The organism is Peribacillus psychrosaccharolyticus ATCC 23296, assembly GCF_000305495.1.
GTDB classification, from domain to species: Bacteria; Bacillota; Bacilli; order Bacillales; family DSM-1321; genus Peribacillus; species Peribacillus psychrosaccharolyticus.
This window is the reverse complement of record NZ_AJTN02000249.1, coordinates 22,073-44,001: the sequence shown is the minus strand read 5'-3', so window position 1 is coordinate 44,001 and position 21,929 is coordinate 22,073. Positions and strand designations below refer to the sequence as shown.

At 40.8% G+C, this 21,929-nt stretch carries 22 protein-coding genes and 1 pseudogene; 21 read left to right on the top strand and 2 right to left on the bottom strand.

Going from position 1 to position 21,929, the window contains the following annotated elements:
- Positions 1-68 precede the first annotated feature (68 nt).
- Both ypjB and WYK_RS20320 read left to right on the top strand, forming a co-directional pair.
- The gene (ypjB, locus tag WYK_RS20325; protein WP_040376271.1) at positions 69-857 is read left to right on the top strand and encodes a sporulation protein YpjB; all 789 of its coding nucleotides are present in this window, start codon (positions 69-71) and stop codon (positions 855-857) included.
- A 53-nt stretch (positions 858-910) separates the two neighbouring features.
- Positions 911-1,591, top strand: a complete 681-nt coding sequence (locus WYK_RS20320; protein ID WP_040376270.1) for a zinc metallopeptidase — start codon at positions 911-913, stop codon at positions 1,589-1,591.
- A gap of 62 nt (positions 1,592-1,653) precedes the next feature.
- Here the strand turns inward: WYK_RS20320 and WYK_RS20315 are convergent.
- Positions 1,654-2,526 (bottom strand): annotated as a pseudogene (locus WYK_RS20315) (YitT family protein).
- Positions 2,527-2,708: 182 nt separating this feature from the next.
- Between WYK_RS20315 and WYK_RS20310 the strand changes: the two are divergent.
- The 19 genes from WYK_RS20310 to WYK_RS20230 all read left to right on the top strand — a co-directional run bounded on the left by WYK_RS20310 (position 2,709) and on the right by WYK_RS20230 (position 19,111).
- The gene (locus WYK_RS20310; protein WP_040376269.1) at positions 2,709-3,068 is read left to right on the top strand and encodes a nucleotide pyrophosphohydrolase; all 360 of its coding nucleotides are present in this window, start codon (positions 2,709-2,711) and stop codon (positions 3,066-3,068) included.
- Positions 3,055-3,855 carry a 4-hydroxy-tetrahydrodipicolinate reductase gene (dapB, locus tag WYK_RS20305; RefSeq protein ID WP_040376268.1) on the top strand — a complete coding sequence of 267 codons (801 nt, stop codon included), beginning with the start codon at positions 3,055-3,057 and terminating at the stop codon, positions 3,853-3,855. The genes WYK_RS20310 and dapB overlap by 14 nt, the downstream gene beginning before the upstream one ends.
- 11 nt (positions 3,856-3,866) lie before the next feature.
- Positions 3,867-4,292, top strand: coding sequence for a methylglyoxal synthase (gene mgsA, locus WYK_RS20300; protein ID WP_040376267.1), 426 nt, complete (start codon positions 3,867-3,869; stop codon positions 4,290-4,292).
- Complete coding sequence (gene bshB1, locus WYK_RS20295; protein ID WP_040376266.1) at positions 4,279-4,977, top strand: bacillithiol biosynthesis deacetylase BshB1; 699 nt, start codon at positions 4,279-4,281, stop codon at positions 4,975-4,977. The genes mgsA and bshB1 overlap by 14 nt, the downstream gene beginning before the upstream one ends.
- 1 nt (position 4,978) lies before the next feature.
- The gene (gene bshA, locus WYK_RS20290) at positions 4,979-6,106 is read left to right on the top strand and encodes an N-acetyl-alpha-D-glucosaminyl L-malate synthase BshA (RefSeq protein WP_040376265.1); all 1,128 of its coding nucleotides are present in this window, start codon (positions 4,979-4,981) and stop codon (positions 6,104-6,106) included.
- A gap of 25 nt (positions 6,107-6,131) precedes the next feature.
- On the top strand, positions 6,132-7,322 hold the full coding sequence (locus WYK_RS20285) for a CCA tRNA nucleotidyltransferase (protein WP_040376264.1): 1,191 nt from the start codon (positions 6,132-6,134) through the stop codon (positions 7,320-7,322).
- Complete coding sequence (locus WYK_RS20280; protein WP_040376263.1) at positions 7,307-8,296, top strand: biotin--[acetyl-CoA-carboxylase] ligase; 990 nt, start codon at positions 7,307-7,309, stop codon at positions 8,294-8,296. The genes WYK_RS20285 and WYK_RS20280 overlap by 16 nt, the downstream gene beginning before the upstream one ends.
- 260 nt (positions 8,297-8,556) lie before the next feature.
- On the top strand, positions 8,557-9,393 hold the full coding sequence (gene panB, locus WYK_RS20275) for a 3-methyl-2-oxobutanoate hydroxymethyltransferase (protein WP_040376262.1): 837 nt from the start codon (positions 8,557-8,559) through the stop codon (positions 9,391-9,393).
- On the top strand, positions 9,390-10,235 hold the full coding sequence (gene panC, locus WYK_RS20270) for a pantoate--beta-alanine ligase (RefSeq protein ID WP_040376261.1): 846 nt from the start codon (positions 9,390-9,392) through the stop codon (positions 10,233-10,235). The genes panB and panC overlap by 4 nt, the downstream gene beginning before the upstream one ends.
- 21 nt (positions 10,236-10,256) lie before the next feature.
- Complete coding sequence (gene panD / locus WYK_RS20265) at positions 10,257-10,640, top strand: aspartate 1-decarboxylase (protein ID WP_040376260.1); 384 nt, start codon at positions 10,257-10,259, stop codon at positions 10,638-10,640.
- A gap of 146 nt (positions 10,641-10,786) precedes the next feature.
- Positions 10,787-11,998: an exonuclease domain-containing protein gene (locus tag WYK_RS25865; RefSeq protein WP_051387794.1), complete on the top strand. Its 1,212-nt coding sequence runs from the start codon at positions 10,787-10,789 to the stop codon at positions 11,996-11,998.
- Positions 11,943-13,562, top strand: a complete 1,620-nt coding sequence (locus tag WYK_RS25860) for a helicase C-terminal domain-containing protein (protein WP_051387792.1) — start codon at positions 11,943-11,945, stop codon at positions 13,560-13,562. The genes WYK_RS25865 and WYK_RS25860 overlap by 56 nt, the downstream gene beginning before the upstream one ends.
- A gap of 133 nt (positions 13,563-13,695) precedes the next feature.
- Positions 13,696-13,866, top strand: a complete 171-nt coding sequence (locus tag WYK_RS24250; RefSeq protein ID WP_081704985.1) for a YpmA family protein — start codon at positions 13,696-13,698, stop codon at positions 13,864-13,866.
- Between the two features lie 14 nt (positions 13,867-13,880).
- Positions 13,881-14,357 (top strand): cell wall elongation regulator TseB-like domain-containing protein, encoded by a 477-nt coding sequence (locus WYK_RS20255; protein WP_040376259.1) that lies wholly within the window; start codon positions 13,881-13,883, stop codon positions 14,355-14,357.
- A gap of 18 nt (positions 14,358-14,375) precedes the next feature.
- Positions 14,376-15,572: a pyridoxal phosphate-dependent aminotransferase gene (locus tag WYK_RS20250; RefSeq protein WP_040376258.1), complete on the top strand. Its 1,197-nt coding sequence runs from the start codon at positions 14,376-14,378 to the stop codon at positions 15,570-15,572.
- Positions 15,573-15,756: 184 nt separating this feature from the next.
- A complete protein-coding gene (gene asnS, locus WYK_RS20245; RefSeq protein WP_152526519.1) occupies positions 15,757-17,049 on the top strand; it encodes an asparagine--tRNA ligase in 1,293 nt (430 codons plus the stop codon).
- A gap of 159 nt (positions 17,050-17,208) precedes the next feature.
- On the top strand, positions 17,209-17,901 hold the full coding sequence (locus WYK_RS20240; RefSeq protein WP_040376257.1) for a DnaD domain-containing protein: 693 nt from the start codon (positions 17,209-17,211) through the stop codon (positions 17,899-17,901).
- 17 nt (positions 17,902-17,918) lie between these two features.
- The gene (nth, locus tag WYK_RS20235; RefSeq protein WP_040376256.1) at positions 17,919-18,575 is read left to right on the top strand and encodes an endonuclease III; all 657 of its coding nucleotides are present in this window, start codon (positions 17,919-17,921) and stop codon (positions 18,573-18,575) included.
- A complete protein-coding gene (locus WYK_RS20230; RefSeq protein WP_051387791.1) occupies positions 18,572-19,111 on the top strand; it encodes a YpoC family protein in 540 nt (179 codons plus the stop codon). The genes nth and WYK_RS20230 overlap by 4 nt, the downstream gene beginning before the upstream one ends.
- A 122-nt stretch (positions 19,112-19,233) precedes the next feature.
- On the opposite strand, the gene WYK_RS20225 is transcribed toward WYK_RS20230, so the two are convergent.
- A complete protein-coding gene (locus tag WYK_RS20225) occupies positions 19,234-21,924 on the bottom strand; it encodes a transglycosylase domain-containing protein (RefSeq protein ID WP_081704984.1) in 2,691 nt (896 codons plus the stop codon).
- Between the last annotated feature and the right edge of the window lie 5 nt (positions 21,925-21,929).

The window sequence follows — 21,929 nt, the reverse complement described above, 5'->3', positions numbered from 1 at the left end:
TAGGTTTTGGTCTACTTGGCTTCCCTAGTACATATTGTTTAATAGATGTATGGGGAGGGACAAGTGGTATGAGAAAAAAAATCCTGCTGTTAGTGATCGTCTTATGGGTTACTTCTATTTCGAATGTCTTTGCCGCATCCTCTTCAAGTCTTGAAAAATTGGACACCATTTCTGATAAGGCGTTAGAGTTTGCTAAACAGTATCGATTTGAAGAATCTAAGGGTATGCTGCAATTTTTCTCAAAACAATTTATGAAGACAAATGCCCGCGAGCAGCTATTTGGAATGGATGAATTACGAATCATTACAGTCGCGTATGACGATGCGGTGCAGGCTGTCACGAATAAGGACATGCCTGATGCAGAAAGAGTCCGAGCGGTTACCAAGTTGAGGCTTGCGATGGACGCAGTTGAGAAAAATCATGATCCTTTGTGGACAGCCCTAGAAGAACAGGTTATGACTACCTTTGCTGAATCAAAGTCTGCACTTGTTCACGATGATTCTGATCAATTTGAGGTGCAAATTAATCAGTTGACAGCGCTTTATGACATGCTTTATCCTAGTTTGAAAATGGATCTATCACCAGAGACTTTCCAAGAGCTGGATGCTAGGATGAACTATATCACTACGTATCAGCCAGTCTTGTTTACTGATAAAACCAGCCTTAAGGAATTGGAAGTGTTGGAACAGGATTTTAAGACGATCTTTGATAAGACAGAAGAAGACGATGCGGATCCATCACTATGGTGGGTAATTATTACCACAGGGAGTATTATCATTAGTACATTATCCTATGTTGGTTGGAGAAAGTATACGGGCACCCGTTTTGGAAAAACTCGGAAAGAACAAGATGATTGACACCCCTCGCTGCAATACCTACAATGAAGATAACCACATAATAGGAGGGTACAATGGCGTTTATAATCTACTTTGCGATCATTATTTTAATCCCCTTATTTGCACAGGGGAAAGTGAAAAGTACCTTTAACAAGTATTCCAAGGTGGCTTCATCTACTGGAATGACTGGAGCGCAGGCAGCTCGGAGAATTTTAGATGATAATGGTCTATATAATGTTTCTGTTGAGGAAGTTCAGGGTCATTTAAGTGATCACTACGATCCTCGCACGAAAACGGTTCGACTTTCTACTAGTAACTATCATGGTCATTCTCTTGCAGGTGTTGCTGTGGCTGCTCATGAAGTGGGGCACGCCATCCAGGATCAGCAGAATTATTCATTTCTTCGTGTACGTCATGCGTTAGTACCAGTTGCTAATTTAGGATCAAATGCTTCGTGGATTTTAATTATGATTGGAATCATTGCTTCCATTCCCAATCTGTTATTACTGGGGATTGTCTTTATGGCAGCTGCAGTAGTCTTTCAACTCGTTACCCTGCCAGTGGAATTCAATGCTTCATCGCGAGCAATGAATCAGGTTGTTTCACTTGGGATAATCAGGAATGATGAAGAGCGGGATGCGAAGAAAGTATTGAATGCCGCAGCACTTACGTATGTAGCTGCAGCACTTGTTGCTGTCCTTGAATTGGTCCGGCTTGTCCTAATGTATACGGGTATGTCAAGAAGTAATGATTGATCAGAAAAAAAGGAAGACCTAGAGCCAAACGGGCTTAAGGTCTTCCTTTTTTATTTATGTATTCAGCGCTGAATTGGGTTTTTATTTTCATCATGAGTAAACCCTTCACCCAAGACATCATGCACTTCACTCATAGTGACAAAAGCATGTGGGTCTACGGAGGTGATGGCGTTGCGCAGTCGGATAATTTCATTTTTCCCGACAACACAATAAAGGACTTCACGGTCTGTTTTTGTGAAGGAACCGTATCCCCTTAAAACGGTAACCCCGCGATCCATTTCTTTCATAATTTTGTCGGCAATTTCAGTGTTTTTGTCACTAATAATCATAGCACCTCTTGCAGAATAGGCTCCTTCTTGCATAAAGTCAATCACACGAGCACCAATAAAAACAGCTACAAGTGTATACATGGCTTCACGATATCCAAGGTAGGTAATAATTGAGAGTCCGATTACACAGGCATCGAATAAGAACATGGTTCGTCCCATTCCAAGACCAAGGAACTGATGTGCTAAGCGAGCGATGATATCAACGCCGCCTGTGGTCCCACCGTAACGGAAGATGATTCCCAGTCCAACACCGACAAAGATACCGGCAAATAGGGCAACAAGCATTAAATCGTCGCCAAGCTCGATGGTGAATTGATACCGTTCGAATATCCATAACCAAACAGAAAGTCCAACTGTGCCAATGACCGTATAAATAAAAGAAATGCGTCCGAGGTATTTTAGACCAATAATAAAAAGAGGTACGTTTAGTAGTAGGTTCGTATAGGAAGGGTTAATCCCGATTTTTTGATAATATAATCAAAGTAAGACCGGTGAAGCCTCCTTCGGCTAAATATTTTGCATATTAAAATGAACAAGACCGAAGGCGAAGATACCAGCCCCTAGAAGAATGAAGAAAATATTTTTAAACCGTATGCCTTTCAACATATGTAAGTAGCCCCCAGATATAATAAGTAGAATATTGTCGCTTTTCCTATTATATAGGAACAAAATGGCCTCGGCAATATTGGCCGATTTTGCGTAACGGTTGTCTTTCGCCGAGGTTTTAGCTAACATATAGATGATTAGGCTTAAGAGAGCAAAAGTATAAGTCAGGGCAGGTGCATATAGTGGAGAAACGAAAGACAGTACAAGAATTGCAAACGGAAGTAGATGAATACATAAGTCAATTTAAGGAAGGGTATTTTTCGCCACTTGCTATGCTTGCGAGAATGACAGAGGAACTAGGTGAGCTTGCAAGGGAAGTTAACCACTATCATGGGGAAAAACCAAAAAAAGACTCAGAGGATGAAAATACAGTTGCAGAAGAATTAGGCGATATGTTGTTTGTATTAATTTGCTTCGCTAATTCTTTAGGTATAGATCTAGAAAAAACGCATGATTCTGTCATGCACAAATTTACTACTCGAGATAAAGATAGATGGACTAGGATTGAGGATGAAGGAGGCAGTATCAATGAAGACAATTAAAATTATCGTAGCTGGACCAAGGGGCAGGATGGGCAAGGAAGCTGTTAAATTGGTTCAAGAAACTGAATCATTTGAGCTTACTGCAGTTATTGACCATAAGAACGACGGTGGGAATTTAGAGAATATCCCAGGGTTTGCTGGGATTAGTGCTCCCATTTACTCGAATATTGAACAATGCTTTTCTTCAGTAGAATGTGATGTGCTGATTGATCTCACGACACCTGAAGTGGGCATGTATCATACAAGAACAGCACTAACATATGGTATTCGTCCTGTTGTAGGCACGACGGGTTTCAGTGCTGAGGATTTAGAAGAATTAGAAAGCTTGACTAAAGACAAGGGAATTGGCTGTATTATTGCTCCCAACTTTGCGGTTGGAGCGGTCTTGATGATGAAGTTTTCGCAAATGGCAGCTAAGTATTTTCCGGATGTCGAGCTGATAGAAATGCATCATGACCGCAAACTGGATGCTCCATCAGGAACAGGAGTTAAAACGGCAGAAATGATTAAGGAAGTTAGAGATGCGAAACAACAAGGACATCCAAACGAGAAAGAGACGATTCAAGGAGCAAGAGGAGCCAATATAGACGGCATGCATATCCACAGTGTCCGTCTTCCGGGGTTAGTTGCTCATCAGCAGGTAATGTTTGGAGCAGATGGTCAGCTGCTGACTATCCGTCATGATTCGTTTACCCGGGCATCCTTTATGTCTGGCGTTAAGCTTTCCGTTGAAACAGTAATGAAAATTGATACGCTTGTCTATGGTCTTGAAAATATTATTGAATAGGAGATGTACGTATGAAAATCGCTCTAATTGCCCATGACAAGAAAAAAGATGAACTCATTCGTTTTGTTACAGCGTATAGGGATGTTTTTGCTCAGCATGACTTATATGCAACAGGTACAACGGGGAAAAGAGTTATTGCCGAAGTTCAATTAGACGTTTTCCGATTTAAATCCGGTCCTTTAGGCGGTGACCAGGAAATAGGAGCAAAGATTGCGCGGAATGAAATGGATATGGTTCTCTTTTTCCGCGATCCGTTAACTGCCCAGCCGCATGAGCCGGATGTAACGGCATTAATTCGACTAGCGGATGTGTACAATGTTCCGCTTGCAACAAATATGGGCACCGCAGAGGTACTGGTTAAAGGCTTAAGTGAAGGCTTTATGGAGTGGCGAGAGCTGATTGAAGACAAAGGAGAAATCAATAATGACGAAGTATGATATTCTGGCATTTGGAGCACATGCAGATGATGTAGAAATCGGCATGGGCGGTACACTGGCTAGATATGCTGAATTGGGAAAGAAAATAATCATATGTGATTTAACAAAAGCGGACTTATCGTCAAATGGAACGGTAGACCTGCGGTTGGAGGAAGCTGCAGCTGCTGCGTCTATACTGGGTGTAGAACGTATAACGCTTGATATACCTGACCGTGGATTATACATAAATGAAGAAAATTTACAAAAAATTACGGCTGTTATCAGAGAATATAAGCCTGCAATTGTCTTTGCTCCCTATTATAAAGATCGTCACCCAGATCATGGGAACTGCGCGAAGCTCGTTGAAGAAGCTGTCTTTTCAGCAGGAGTGAAGAAGTATGCACAAGAGACTGGTGCTGCTCACAGAGCAGATAATGTATATTTCTATATGATTAATGGTTTTCACAAACCGGACTTTGTTATTGACGTAACCGATTCAATAGAAAAGAAACTAGAGAGTCTGCGGGCCTATCAAAGCCAATTTGAAAGAAATGGTGAGGCTGTTGATACACCGCTGGTGAACGGATATATTGAGACGGTTGAGGCAAGAGAACGTTTATTTGGAAAAGAAGTCGGTGTAACATATGCTGAGGGCTTCATGACTAAAAAACCGATTCTGCTATCTAATGATTTACTAGGAGAGTAATATGACAATGAAAATAGGCATTACTTGTTATCCAACCGTAGGAGGATCTGGTGTAGTTGCTACAGAACTAGGAAAACTTCTTGCGGAAAAAGGACATGAAATCCATTTTATTTCTTCAGGGCTGCCCTTTAGGTTGAATAAAATGTACCATAATATTTACTATCATCAAGTAGAGGTTAACTCGTATTCGGTCTTTCAATATCCACCATATGATTTAGCGTTAGCCAGTAAAATAGCCGAGGTAATTAAACGAGAAAAGCTGGATATCCTGCATGTTCACTATGCGATTCCGCATGCTGTCTGTGCAATCTTGGCTAAGCAAATGGCGGGCACAGAGGTTAAAATCGTCACAACGCTTCATGGAACTGATATAACTGTTCTTGGTTATGATCCTTCGTTGAATGATTTAATTAAATTCGGGATTGAAAAATCTGATGCGGTTACAGCCGTTTCGAATGCCTTGGTTGAACAAACTATTGAAGTGATAAATCCCGATAAAACCATTGAAACAGTCTATAATTTTATTGATGAACGAGTTTATCAAAAGACGGACTCAAAGCATTTACGCCAAGAGTATGGAATACTAGATCACGAAAAAGTAGTTATACATGTATCCAATTTTAGAGGTGTAAAAAGAGTACAGGATGTAGTCGCATCTTTCGCGAAAATCCAACAAGTGGTGCCTGCAAAATTATTATTAGTTGGTGATGGCCCTGAAATGACACCAGTCTGTAAATTAGTCAGTAAACTCGGTCTTGACGATCATGTGTTGTTTTTAGGGAAACAAGATAAACTCGAGGAACTTTATTCACTAAGCGACCTGCTTTTACTTCTTTCAGAGAAAGAAAGCTTTGGTCTTGTTTTGTTAGAAGCTATGGCTTGTGGTGTTCCTTGTATCGGTACAAATATTGGCGGGATTCCCGAAGTAATCATCGACGGTGAAACGGGTTATATTTGCGAGTTTGGCAATGTCGATGAAGTGGCAGAAAAATCGATTCAGCTTTTGACAGATTCTGCACGACACCAAGCCTTTTCAGAGGCAGCAATGAGCCTTGTGGAATCCTCATTCCGTTCAGAGACCATCATGGAAGAGTATTTAGCTATTTACAGAAGGCTCTTGGACAAATGAAATAAGAAAAAAGCGAGGTACAGACATGAAAAGTCCGTTTTTACAGGCTGCACCTTTACTAGTTGAAATTGAAAAAGCCGGGTTTGAGGCTTTTTTTGTTGGTGGTTCAGTTCGCGATTTTCTTGCTGGCAGGGACATTAATGACGTTGATATTGCTTCCTCAGCAACACCTGAGGAGATAAAGGAAATCTTCCCGAAAACAGTTGATGTCGGTATTGACCATGGTACGGTTCTTGTGCTTTTTGGAGGGGATTCCTATGAGATTACTACCTTCCGAACAGAGACTGGGTACAGTGATTACCGACGTCCGGATCAAGTACAGTTTATCAGGTCTTTAGAGGATGATTTAAAACGAAGAGATTTTACGATGAACGCAATAGCCATGGATAAGGATGGCACCCTATATGATCCGTTTAATGGAAGGGCATCTATTCAGAATCGTATTATTACAGCGGTCGGAAATCCTGATGAACGATTTGGGGAAGATGCACTCAGAATGATCAGGGCCATTCGTTTTGTCAGTCAACTTGGTTATCGGCTTGAAGAATCGGTGATTGCATCCATTAAGAACAATGCATCATTGCTTAAGAATGTTTCAGTTGAGCGGCTCCTAGTTGAATTTGAAAAGATTCTAAGCGGCCCAAGACAAAAGGAAGCGATTCACCTTTTAATTGAAACTGGTTTATATCAAAGTCTGCCTGGCTTGCAGCATGAAGAAGAGGCACTAAAGGCATTTAATTCACTTGATATGGAGCTTAATCTGTCTGAGCGATGGACAGTGCTGGTATGGACGATTCAACCACCCAATGTAGAAGCCTTTTGCCGAAGCTGGAAAATGCCAGTGCTGTTGATGAAAGACATTAAGCGTACCGGTGATCTTATCAAAAATCATTCTGGATTCTTAGAGGATGAATACATTCTTTTTTCTGCTGGTTGTGCGGGTGCTCAAAGTGCAGCTCGTGTACAAGCAGTACTCGAAGCACGAGATCCTGCTGCAGCAGCGAAGCGTGCTGAAATGAACTATGATAAGCTTGTCATCAAAACGATGAATGAATTGGACGTTAACGGCAGGGATTTATTAGCTTGGTCTACACAAAAACAAGGCGCGTGGATGAAGCAGGCACTGGAATCAGCTCTAAAAGCAGTTCTCTCCGGGGAAATTGATAATAATAAAGCAGCAATAAAGGAGTGGCTCGAGCAGTGCAATCGGATTTAAGAAGCAAAGTAATGGAGGCCTTTTCAAAAGCTGAGGGAGAGTTTATTTCCGGTCAGGAAATGGCTGACTATATAGGTTGTTCACGTACGGCGGTCTGGAAACATATAGAGGATCTTAGGAATGATGGGTATATCCTAGAAGCCGTACGACGTAAGGGCTATCGATTACTATCGATCCCAGAAAAAGTAAGTGCTAATGAAATCCAGCTGCTTTTGGAGACTAAGAGCTTGGGCAGAGTCATTCATTACGAGGAAAGTGTAGATTCTACCCAGAAAATTGCTCATTCTTTAGCCAATCGTGGAGCCGTTGAAGGTACATTAGTTGTAGCTGAAGAGCAGACAACAGGGAAAGGAAGACTTTCAAGAAGCTGGCACTCTCCAAAATACACGGGTGTTTGGATGAGTTTGCTTTTACGTCCGAAAATCCCTTTTTACGAAGCTCCTCAGTTAACGCTGCTTGCAGCGGTAGCAGCTGCTCAAGCAATTGAACGGGTGACAACATTACAGCCGGAAATTAAATGGCCGAATGATTTATTACTAAATGGGAAAAAAATCACTGGAATTTTAACTGAGCTTCAGGCTGAATCAGATCAAATTCATTCAGTGATTATTGGAATGGGGATTAACGCCAACTTAACCCCTAGTGATTTTCCTCAGGAACTGGAAGAAATCGCTACCTCTCTTTTTATTGAATCTGGCCAGCTCGTTTCACGAGCAAAACTAATTGCTGAAGTGCTCATGTGTTTTGAAACGTTATATGATCGTTATCTGATTGAAGGTTTTACACCGATTAAGGCTCTCTGGGAGAGTTATGCGATGAGTCTCGGCAAAGAAATTAAAGCAACGATGCTGAATGAAACAGTGATTGGAACAGCACTAGGAATTACAGATGCAGGTGTATTACTCCTTGAAGACAAGCAGGGGAAAGTGCATTCTATTTATTCGGCTGATATCGAAATTCCTTCTAACAAATAATAGAATATTGCGTAAAAAATTGTTATACTACGTATGGGCAGTATCGGAAGAACTGCACCTGATTAAAACCAATACCTAAAAATTTTCTGCCTTGATCCAATGATTTGGACGGGGACGGAGGGATGAAACAATTAATAAAAAAACAAGAGACTGACTTACATGAACGAACCAATTCTCATTTAGTTTTTTAAGATGAGACGGGTTCTATATGAGTCGGTCTCTTTTTTAGTTCATCTCCCTCTAAAAAAGGAGGAAGTAAAATGAAACGTTCGGGACATTTTTTGAAGATGAAGCAAGACGACGAAAAAATGGTTATGGTGACAGCTTATGATTATCCTTCTGCTAAGCTTGCGGAGCAGGCTGGCGTGGATATGATCTTAGTTGGAGATTCCTTGGGAATGGTTGTTCTCGGCTATGAATCAACGATTCCAGTGACCGTTGATGATATGATTCATCATTCAAAGGCTGTAAAAAGGGGAGCACCTAATACGTTCGTCGTCACAGATATGCCTTTTATGAGTTATCACTCCTCACTAGAAGAAACCATGAAAAATGCAGCGAAAATCATCCAGACAGGAAATGCGGATGCCTTAAAGCTGGAAGGTGCAGATGAGGTGCTTGAAAAGATATCGGCATTAACGAAAGCAGGCGTACCTATTATTGCTCATCTCGGTTTAACTCCTCAATCAGTGGGAGTTCTTGGCGGTTACAAGGTGCAAGGCAAAAGTGCAGAGTCCGCCAAGAAATTAATTGAGGATGCTAAAAAATGTGAAGAGGCTGGAGCAATCGCCCTTGTACTGGAATGTGTGCCGCATCAAGTGGCTAAATTAGTTACTGAGACATTGGGCATTCCGACAATAGGAATTGGCGCAGGTCCGGATACGGACGGACAAGTCTTGGTTTATCACGATGTTATTAATTATGGTGTAGACCGTGTGGCTAAATTTGTTAAAACATATGGAAACGCAAATGAGCTGATCAGACAGGCACTTGAGTCGTATGTGTCAGAAGTCAAAACAAGAGATTTTCCTGCATTACAGCACTCATTTACTATGAATGATGAAGAAGTCAACGCGCTTTATGGGGGGCAATCATGAAGATTATCACCACGATTACTGAATTACAGCAAAACATTAGAAAAGATAAGCAAAAGGGTGAGACAATTGGTTTTGTGCCCACGATGGGGTTTCTTCATGAAGGTCACCAGAGCTTAATAAAGAAGGCACGAGGCGATCACGCTAAGGTCATTGTCAGCATTTTTGTGAATCCGCTGCAGTTTGGTCCTAACGAAGATTTTGAGTCGTATCCAAGGGATAGGGACCGTGATGCTGCTGCAGCTGAAGAAGCCGGAGCAGATTATATGTTCTGTCCAACAGTAGAGGAGATGTATGGCTCAGAGTCAGTGGTAAAAGCTACAGCTGAAAAACGGACAGATGTCCTTTGCGGCAAGCGCAGACCCGGCCATTTCGATGGCGTGGTAACCGTGTTAACGAAACTATTTAATATAACCACCCCTGATACCGTCTATTTCGGAAAAAAGGATGCACAGCAAGTAGCAATCGTCGATGCACTGGTGAGAGATTTCAATTTCCCAATTAAGATTTCTGCAGTTGATACAGTCCGGGAGGAAGATGGCTTAGCTAAAAGCTCTCGCAATGTCTATCTTCTTAAGCAGGAGCGGGAGGAAGCGAAGGAATTATACCAAGGGCTCCTACTAGCTAGAGAAGCAATTGAACGTGGAGAACGACAACCAGAAAGAATTATAAAGATTATTAAAGAACATATTGAAACCACAACCAGTGGAGAAATTGATTATATTGAAATATATCAGTATCCTGAATTAACCTCACTTGAAACTCTATCGGGAACGATTTTAGTTGCACTTGCCGTGAAGTTTCAAAAAGCAAGATTGATTGATAATTTAATTCTATCCATTTAAAACCATCAAGGGGGATTCCAGATGTTTCGCACAATGATGAACGGAAAAATACACCGTGCTCGTGTCACAGAAGCCAATTTAAATTATGTCGGCAGTATTACCATTGATGAGGATATCCTCGATGCAGTCGGAATCATGCCTAATGAAAAAGTAGCGATTGTGAATAATAACAATGGGGCTCGCTTAGAAACGTACACCATTGCGGGTGAAAGAGGCAGCGGAGTCGTTTGCTTGAATGGTGCTGCCGCAAGACTTGTTCAGTGTGATGATATTGTTATTATAATTTCATACGTCATGGTGGCGGAAGAAAAAATTCATAATCACAAACCAGTGGTTGCAATCATGAATGAAAAGAATGAAATAGTTGAGATCCTGTCACATGAACCAGAAGCAACAATTATGTGAAAAATGGGGAAATGATTAAGGCGCAGAATGCCTTGATCATTTCCTTTTTTGATTGACCTTATTTTCTTTATTACCGGAATTATGGTATAAAAACATAAGGAACAAGTGAGTGAAGCTTCAAGTGAACTATTAGAGGTGTACAGAAAATGGCGCAACGCTATGTGGTAATAGATTTAGAAACGACCGGTAACTCTCCTAAAAAAGGAGATCGAATTATTCAATTTGCTGCCGTCGTAATTGAAAATGATAAAATTGTTGATGAATATTCAACCTATCTGCAGCCAGAACAGAGTATTTCCATTTTTATTGAAGAATTAACGGGAATAAATAATGATACAGTCAAGGATGCCCCTTTGTTTGAAGAGGTCGCTGAACGAATTTGCGCACTGTTAGAAGGCGCTTGTTTTGTGGCGCATAACGTTCTCTTTGACCTGTCCTTTTTGAAGGAAGAACTTGAACGCTGCGGGTATGAACCGTTTTATGGATCAACCATTGATACAGTCGAACTTGCAAAAATACTAAAACCGACAGCGGATGGATATAAGCTCAATCAATTGGCAAAGGAAGAAAATCTAGAGCATCCACGTCCTCATCAAGCTGACAGTGATGCCTATGTAACGGCATTACTGCTATTGCAGTTGAAGAAGAAACTATATTCGCTGCCAGTAATGACCTTGAAAAAATTATATAAACTGTCCTATTCTTTGAAAAGTGAGATAGCTGAATTAATTGATGAATTATTAACGGCCAAACTTTCAAAAGCAGAGCGGCATAATCCAGCTATTGAGACATTTCGCGGCTTAGCCTTTAAAAAGGTTCAACCAGCGATAGCTAATAGTGAAAAGATTCCTGAATTTCCGTTTAGCGAGAAAGAAAAAGTAGATCGTATGAAGAAAGCTTTTCCAGACTTTGAAGCTAGAAAAGGTCAATTGGCCATGATGGATACAGTCTATCATTCCTTTGTTCAAGAACAGCACAGTATTATTGAAGCTGGAACAGGGATAGGGAAGTCACTCGGTTATTTGCTGCCAGCAGCCTATTTTGCCAAACAGCAAGATACACCTGTCGTGATCTCTACGTATACATTGCAGCTGCAAGAACAGCTGCTTTCGACAGAAGTGCCAAAATTAAAGGAAATCCTTCCTTTTTCGATTCATGTTGTATTATTAAAAGGCCGGGCCAATTATCTTAGCTTGGCTAAATTTGAGCGGGCTCTTCGGGGAAAAGAAGATAATTATGAAACTGCACTAACGAAAATGCAGATTTTAGTTTGGTTGACGGAGACTGAAACCGGAGAAAAGGATGAACTCCATTTTAACAAGCGGCGGAGAGCTTTTCTGGAACAGAATCAAGAGTGACGGATTTACTTCTCCAGATCTTCAAATCCCTTGGAAATCTAAGGATTTCTATGAAAAAGCTAAATTGGTCGCTTCTAAGGCGGATATCATTGTAACGAATCACGCTTTTTTAATGGCGGATATTATGTCTAGTAACCGGATAATACCGGAAGGCTACTTAGTATTAGATGAGGCGCATCATATCGAGCAAGCAGCATCAAAGTACCTTGGAAAGCGATTAAATTATATATCGGTCAAAACTATGCTTAATCGTCTGGGAACATCTGATCAAAAACAGCTGTTAAGAAAGCTTGAAAAGATCCTTAGTAATAAAGGGATTACACCTGAGCGTACGAGCAGTTTTATTGATGGGAAGCTTAATGACTTTATGTATGAATTCGAGCAATTGTTTCAATTGCTTTCATCAGAGGCAAATAAATCAGGGAAGTCGAGCGGTCCCCATCGGATTCCGTTAAAGGTCAAGGACGTGAAGGAATGGCAGGGGATTAGTTTTCTGGTTGAAAGGCTTATTGATAATCTTTCAGACATCAAGAAGACCTTGTTCGATCGGATATGTATGTTAAAAAACGAAGAACTAACTAAAAATGAATTGTTCTATATGAACGATGTGGAACTACTAATCAGCGGGATGAACGAGATTATCCAGTCCTTAGCTGAATTCTTTATTCATCCGAGTGACCAATCAATCTATTGGATTGAATTTACCAAATCAGTTCCGCAGCATGGAATTACATTGTCTTCACAGCCAGTATCAGGGAATAAGATTCTTTGGGATTCGTGCTTTGTTCACCAAAAGAGCGTTATTATGACGTCGGCGACACTTTCTGTAAAGGACACCTTCAGTTTCTTTATCGAACAGCTCGGGATGCAGAATATTCCTGTTCATACCTACAACTTTCCATCGCCGTTTAAGTATGAGGAAAATGTCAGGGTACTTGTCGCAAGCGATATTCCAGAGGTTAATACTATTTCTGCAGATGACTATGCTATTGCGGTAGCTAGACATATTATTGCGGCAGCACAAGCCGCCAACGGAAGAATGATGGTACTATTTACTTCTCACGATATGCTGCGTACAACTTATCAAAAGGTTAAGGCGACAGGCTTTTTGCAGGAATTCACTTTGTTTGCCCAAGGATTAACCGGCGGCAGCAAAATGCGTCTGCTCCGCAATTTCCAGAACTTTGATAAAGCTGTGCTTTTCGGAACCACAAGCTTATGGGAAGGAGTGGATATTCCTGGTGAGGATCTTTCCTGTCTAGTTATTGTCAGACTGCCTTTTTCACCTCCTGATGATCCTATTATTCAAGCCAAGTGCAGCCTCTATTCACGTGAAGGAAGAAACCCTTTTTATGCTTATTCGCTTCCTGAAGCAATTCTACGGTTCCGTCAGGGATTTGGCAGATTGATTCGGACCAGTAAGGACCGCGGGGTTCTGCTCGTTTTAGATCGTAGAATTATGACTTCTTCTTATGGATCAGAATTCCGTCAGGCCATTCCTCCTGTAGAGTGGCTGGAAGTAAATGAGGATAACATGACTTATCGGATTGAAGAGTGGATTTAAAGTTTACGGGAATAGGCAAAGAAATAGTAACGGAAACAATCAAAAACTGCTATAATATGATAAGCAGTAAAGGCAAAGAAACGTTGCTGTTACTGCTTCAATAGTTTATTTAGGTGTTAGGGGGTGCTTCTTAATGGAAAACAAGATTGAGATTATTTCAACGGTTAAATTGCAGCATTCACCTGAATTATATAAAGTAGTTGATGCATTGAACCGCACATTGAAAGACCGTGACTTAATGTTCGGATTAGCTTTAGATTCTGAAAACCAAGAAAAAGCGATATTCACGATTTATCGTACATAGAAAGAGTGACTGCCTTGAAAAAATGGGTGATTATTTTTACTATCGTTGTCCTTTGTATAATCGGAACGATTGCCGGTGTATATGTGAATGCGATGGGTCCCAAAAAAGAAGCATCGACGGAAGCCTTCAACAAAGCAAAGCAAGAAGGGGAACTTGTCACTATGGATAGCTTTTATATGTATAATGGCGAGGAAACGTACTCTGTAGTAATCGGAGAGAACGCTGATGGGGAAAAGCTGGCTGTATGGATTCCTGAAGATGATAAGCAAAAGATTAAAGTAGAAAAGTATAGTGATGGAAAGTCTAAAGAAGAAATTCGTAAGATTGTCGTCAAAGAACATGCACCAGAAAAAATCATTTCCATTAAACTTGGAATGGAGCGCAATGTGGCGCTATGGGAAGTAACATATATAGATAATGCGAATCGCTATAATTATGATTATTATGATTTTAAAACAGGCGAGTGGCTGAAATATTACCGAAGCATATAGAATTGGAGGCTTTTTTTCATGACAAAGTTAGCAAGCCGGGTACAGGCATTAACACCATCTTCAACATTGGCTATTACGGCAAAGGCGAAAGAGCTTAAGGCACAAGGATACGATGTAATTGGTCTTGGAGCCGGAGAGCCCGATTTTAATACGCCGCAGCATATTATCGATGCAGCCGTTAAATCGATGAATGAAGGACAGACAAAATATACCCCATCTGCAGGGCTTCCTCAGTTGAAAGCAGAAATTGCTAAAAAGCTGAATAGAGACCAGGGCTTGGATTATAAACCATCAGAGATTATTGTCGGTTCCGGTGCTAAACATGTTTTATATACCTTGTTCCAAGCAATACTCGATGAGGGAGATGAAGTAATCATTCCAACTCCTTATTGGGTAAGTTACCCTGAACAAGTAAAGTTAGCATTGGGGAATCCCATTTTTGTTACTGCGTCAGAAGAAAATAGCTTTAAAATCACTGCACAGCAGCTTGAAGAAAGTATTACGTCTAAAACAAAAGCAATCATTATTAATTCTCCAAGTAATCCAACAGGCATGCTCTATACGAAAGAGGAACTTCAAGAACTTGGTGAAGTTTGTTTGAAGCATGATATTCTTATTATCTCTGACGAAATCTATGAGAAACTAGTTTATCAAGGAGCAAAACATGTATCCATTGCTGAACTTTCACCGGAATTAAAGAGTCAAACAATGGTCATTAATGGTGTATCGAAATCACATTCTATGACAGGCTGGCGTATCGGCTATGCTGCTGGTAATGAGGCGATTGTGAAGGCCATGACGAACTTGGCCAGCCACAGTACGTCAAATCCAACAACAACGGCTCAGTACGGTGCCATCGCAGCTTATGCGGGCACACAGGAACCTGTAGAGGAGATGCGCAAGGCTTTTGAGCAGCGTTTGAATACGATCTATGATCAATTAACAGCAATACCAGGGGTAACCTGCTTGAAGCCTCAAGGCGCTTTTTATCTATTTCCAAATGTGAAGCAAGCCGCAATGGCTGCAAATTTTGCAACTGTGGATGAGTTTGCTGCCGCTTTGCTTGAAGAGGCATTGGTTGCTGTAGTTCCCGGGTCTGGGTTTGGCGCACCTGATAACATGCGTTTATCGTACGCAACGTCTTTAGATCAGCTGGAAAAAGCTGTTGGAAGAATAAGTACTTTTGTTTCTGAGAAAATGGCACAGATTCGATAATGTAAATTCTAGTTCATGGCCGTTTCCCTTATGTTCGAGGGTTCGGCCATGAAGCATTTTTACGGCTGGTATCAGGTGGAAATAGGAAAAAAATACAATTAATATATTTGCCTGATATTGTCGGTAAATGTATAATGAATAAGTAAATTCCTAAGTAATGCAGCATTTTGGAGGGAAACTAATTTTGAAAATTACAATAAAAGAAGTAAGTAAATATCTTAACCAAGAAGTAGTCATTGGAGCTTGGCTGGCTAATAAACGATCCAGCGGAAAAATAGCGTTTTTACAATTACGGGATGGCTCAGGTTTCATGCAAGGAGTCGTCGTAAAAGAAGAAGTGGGCGAAGAACTGTTTGCACGTGCTAAATCACTGACGCAGGAAACATCTATGTATGTTACCGGAATCGTAAAGAGTGATGACCGTTCACCATTTGGTTATGAACTTCAAGTTACAAATGTTGAAGTCATTCATGAATCTGTTGATTATCCAATTACACCAAAGGCTCATGGTCCGGAATTCTTGTTAGACAATCGTCATTTATGGCTTCGTTCTAAGCGTCAGCATGCTGTAATGAAAATCCGTAATGAAATCATTCGTGCTACATACGAGTTCTTTAATCAAGAAGGTTTTGTAAAGGTTGATCCGCCGATTTTGACAGGAAGTGCACCGGAAGGCACGACTGAATTATTCGCGACTAAATACTTTGATGAAGACGCATTTCTTTCCCAGAGTGGTCAGTTATACATGGAAGCAACTGCGATGGCACTTGGCAAAGTATTTTCATTCGGTCCAACGTTTAGGGCTGAAAAGTCTAAAACTAGACGCCATCTGATTGAATTTTGGATGATTGAACCAGAAATGGCTTTCTATCAACATGAGGATAGCCTGCAAGTTCAAGAACAATACGTATCATTCATCGTACAATCTGTATTAAAAAATTGTCAGCTTGAATTAAATACACTTGGCCGTGATCTAACGAAGCTCGAGCAAATTCAGGCTCCGTTCCCGCGTATTACTTATGATGAAGCATTGAAATTCTTACATGACAAAGGGTTCGATGATATTAAATGGGGCGATGATTTAGGTGCTCCGCATGAAACGGCCATTGCGGAAAGTTATGATAAGCCGGTATTTATTACTCATTATCCAACTTCTCTTAAGCCATTCTATATGCAGCCGGATCCTGAGCGTGAAGAAGTTGTTCTTTGTGCCGATTTAATTGCCCCTGAAGGATATGGAGAAATTATCGGCGGTTCAGAACGTATTCATGATTTAGCGCTTATGGAACAGCGGATTGCCGAACATGGTTTAAGCCCAGAGGCTTATAACTGGTACTTGGAGCTGCGTAAATATGGTTCAGTACCTCACTCAGGTTTTGGTTTAGGATTAGAACGTACGGTAGCTTGGATCAGCGGTGTTGACCATGTCCGTGAAACAATCCCATTCCCGCGTTTATTAAACAGACTTTACCCATAATGAATCTACAGGCTGTCGAGGACTCTCGACAGCCTTTGTTTGTTCCTCGAGAAATCCATTCGCAGCGGGCAAGTCAAAGTTTGTAAGAAATTTACCAATTTGATTTCACTTCAATGCCCAAAGACATTCATGTTATACTGTGTATGAGGTGCCGTAAACATGATAAAAGATAAATTATATAATTGGTTTAAAGAAGGGTCACTTACGATTCCTTCAGTTTTGTTAACTCATTATCCGAAAATGGGTCTTGACGAAAAGGAAGTTATGCTGCTTTTACAGCTTCAGAACTTTATAGAAAAGGGAGAGAATTTCCCCGCTCCTTCACAAATTGCAGACCGAATGACATTTGAAGAATCAGAATGCCTGTTTATGATTCAGCGTCTCATCCAGCGAGGATTTGTTATGATTGAAGAGGAAGTTGATCGTACAATAGGGGATGAACGATACTCATTACAGCCTTTATATGAAAAAATGATTACCAGTTACTTAGTAAGTCAAAAGCAAGAAGAAGCGGTTCAAGTACAAGTGGAAGGGGAAAGTCTCTACACGGTATTTGAACAAGAGTTTGGCCGTCCACTGTCACCCTTTGAGTGTGAAACCTTAGCCATGTGGCAGGATGATGAGCATCATCCTGATTTGATTAAAGGTGCTCTAAGAGAATCCGTCATTTCTGGGAAAATTAATTTCCGATATATCGATAGAATCCTATTTGAATGGAAGAAAAACGGAATAAAAACGGTAGAGCAAGCAAAGGCTCAAAGCCAGAAATTCAGATCCTATCAAAAGCGCGAAAAGAAACAGGATAATCAACCAGTGAAAGACGTTCCGTTTTATAATTGGCTTGAACAATAAGGAAAAAGGAGATTGTTATGCTGAATAAAAGCCAGATTCGCTATTGTTTGGATGTGATGGGAGAGATGTTTCCTGACGCCCATTGTGAGTTAAATCACTCAAATCCATTCGAGCTGGTCATTGCAGTAGCATTATCTGCTCAATGCACGGATGCTTTGGTCAATAGAGTGACCGAACATTTATTTCAAAAATATAAAACCCCTGAAGACTATTTAAGTGTACCGCTGGAAGAGCTTGAAAATGATATTCGGTCAATTGGTCTGTATCGGAACAAGGCAAAAAACATTCAAAAGATGTGCCGTATGCTGATTGATGAATATGATCGCGAAGTACCGAGGGATCGAGATGAAATGACCAAGCTTCCAGGTGTAGGAAGAAAAACAGCAAACGTAGTGGTTTCAGTTGCTTTTGGAGTACCTGCAATTGCTGTTGATACGCATGTAGAGCGGATCAGCAAACGACTAGGGATTTCTCGATGGAAAGACAGTGTAACGGAGGTTGAAACGGTCCTGATGGCTAAAATTCCAAAGGAAGAATGGTCCGCCGCTCATCATCGGATGATTTTCTTCGGTCGCTATCATTGTAAGGCTCAATCTCCTCAATGTCCTGTTTGTCCTTTACTCGATCTTTGCCGAGAAGGCAAAAAACGAATGAAAAAAGCAGGTAGTATATGATAAGGCGTTTTACTCTTCCTGAGGAACTTACTCATTCACTCTTTTTTTCTGAAGATACGGTGTTCGTTAATCAGGAAGAAAGGCTGCAGTGGAAGGGAGATGCTGAATATATTCGATTTCCCTATGAAGTTCTTTATTATCAAAACATTGAGGCCAGCCGCCCATGGGAAGAACCGCATGAAGCGATCGTATGGATGTTTACAGAGTGGCGGAAGATCAGCGGGGAATCTGCTCAATGCTTTGCAGAACGTAATCTTCAGGAAGCCTTGCCGTTTATGAAAGCGGGAATTAGTTTGTTTCTAACCTGTTTATTCTGGATGAATAACCATCCAGTTCACTTGGAAAATTGGCAGGAACAAATGGATAAGCTCTCTAACCATCCGCTTAATATAAAGGAGAGAGCCACGTTTATACTCTTACGACCTGGCCATTACTCCTCGTATATTCAGTTGAAAGAACTGATGACGGAAATAGAAAAGCAATTCTACAAGCTTGCCGCATTACAAAAAGCAGTGAAAAAGAGAATCAAGGAATAAACGATACATAAAAAATGCCCAAGCTCTTCTGAGTGGGCATTTTTTTATTAGCTCATGATGTCAATTATGGAATTTAGCATAAGGAAAGGCTGCCGAGAAAATACTCGACAGCCTTTTGATGGTTAATTACCATTATTTTGTTCAGGAGGGGCTTCCGGTTTTTCAGTACCCGGTTTTTCAGTACCCGGTTTTTCAGTACCCGGTTTTTCAGTACCTGGTTTTTCAGTACCTGGTTTTTCAGTACCTGGTTTTTCAGTACCTGGGTCCGTTTCAGGAGAGCCTTCATTCCCATTCCCATTCCCATTTCCGTTGTTCCCATTATCTTGATCCCCGGGATCTTCTTCGTTATCGCCGGTATCAGGTTCTGTACCTTGATTTGGATCTTCTGGTTCAGGTATTTCCTCTTCTTCAGGTTCCTCGATTGGTTCTTCCTCTATCTCGCCTGGAACGGATACAGAAGTTGTAGCTGCATCGCTTCGCTGGCCATTTAGAATCGCAGTCACACTGAAGGAGTAACTGGCTCCGGCTGTTGGACTTTGAATAGTCAGACCCGTATCACTAGACAAGGAGAGTACATTCGAACCTCCGCCATCAATTGAAACCTTCACCTCAAATTCAGGTGTTCCTTCGTCTTGAGTTGGATAACTCCAATTAAGATTAATTTCATTGAGTTCTTGATTATAGGCACCAGTTAAACCTTGCGGAGCACCTAATTTAGTGTATTCCTTGGTTACTTGAGTTGGTTCATGTCCTTTTACATAGTACTCGTTTGTAATTCGGTGACTTGGTGTATAGCTGTTAGCCAGTACGGCAGGGTTTGAGCCCTTAACAACCTGTACTTTAACTACACTGTTTGGCTGTTTAAAATCTTTTGTTTCTTTATTTTTTGAGACATATTGCATTAAGTTTTTAATAATTTCTTTAGGGATTCTTTGCGAGCTGCTGCCCACATAGTCTAGTTTTTCCTTCGGCTTATTATCATATCCGGCCCAGACTCCGACGGTATAATTGGTGGTGTATGCGCCCATCCAACTATCGCGGACACCATCAGCCGGAATGCCATTGGCTGCTTTTTCTTCAGGAGTGAAGTTAGTTGAACCGGTTTTTCCTGCCATCGGTAGTCCCGGAACTTTCGCCCGGATTCCTGTTCCGTAGCTTTCATTGATTACACTCTTTAACATATCTGAAATAATAAACGCAGTCGATTCTTTCATGACAGCTTTCGATTCAACTTTTTGCTTAATAGCTGTTTTGTCTCTTAGGACAATTTTTGTCACGGTATGTGGTTTGTTATAAATTCCGTTATTCCCGAACGCACTGTATGCTCCAGCCAATTCCATGGAAGAGATTCCTGAATCCATTGATCCAATAGAGGCAGATTCGTTAATATTATCAATAGGCACGCCTAGTTTCTCTGCAAACTCTCTTCCTTTTCCTTCGCCGTATTCCTCAACAGCCTGATAGGTCTTCAAGGCTGGAATATTTAATGAGCGGGCCAATGCTTCACGAGCGGTAACCTGCCCTTTATAGGTGCCCCCAGCATTTTTAATTGGGGTACCATTGGTATATTGATATGGTTCATCAATGATTGGTTGATAGGTTGACCAATTTAAATATTCAACAGCTGGACCATAATCAATGATCGGTTTTATGGTTGATCCTGGTGAGCGCTTCGCTTCTGTTGCATAATTAAATCCGCGTTTTACCGTGGTGTTACGACCGCCGCCGATTGCCCGTATCTCACCGGATTCGGTATCAAGCAAGGTAATACCCGCTTGTAACTTTTCATTCGGATATTGAACAATATCGTTGGTATTCAATAATTTATATACATATTCCTGTGCATCACGGTCAATTGTCGTATAAATTTCTAGACCGTCTGTATAGACGTTATAATCACCCATACTTTGAACTTCTTCAATTACTTCATCGATGAAAGCATCGTAAGGAGTTGTATCAGTTTTACTGGTATCTTTGTCTTTTAAGCCTTGTTCAATTGCAATAGCTTGGTTCTTTTCCATCTCTTCTTTTGAAATATAGCCATGTTTATTCATTAAGTGAAGGACAACGTCACGACGTTTCTTCGCTTTATCAGGATGACCGTAGGGTTCATAATTACTTGGGCTCTGCGGCAGTCCGACAAGCATAGCTACTTCATTAAGTGTTAAATCCTTCAAATCTTTTCCATAATACGTTTTTGCTGCGGTAGAGATTCCGTTGGCACGGTTGCCATAGAAAATCTTATTTACATACATTTCAAAGATTTCTTCTTTTGTATATTTTTGTTCTAGTTTAATCGAAAGCCACATTTCTTGGACTTTTCGTTTAATTGTCTTATCAGGAGTTAAGTAGGAACGTTTAACGACCTGTTGCGTCAAGGTACTAGCACCTTGAGATCCGAAGCCGTTTGTAACGTTTGATAGTACCGCTGCACCCAGTCGGTAAAAATCAATACCATGATGATCATAAAAGCGAACATCTTCCGTTGCTAGAACTGCATCTTGGACAAGCTCTGGAATGTCTTCGTAATTGACATACTCTCTATTCTCTATACCTTCTTCTGATAATAATTTTTTATCAACATCATATATTTTTGAGGCAATGGGGTCTTTTAAAAGACTTTCATCAAGCTCGGGAGTACCACTAACAAAATAGGCAAATGCTGCTCCTCCGGCTATAAGTCCGATCCCTACGAAAATACCAAGAATCATCATGATCCGTTTAAACATTCCACGTTTAGGTTTTTTCTTTGCTTTCTTTTGGTTCTCAGTTTGCTTTCGTCTTTCTTGTCTACTGTTATATTTCTCAGCCATTACAG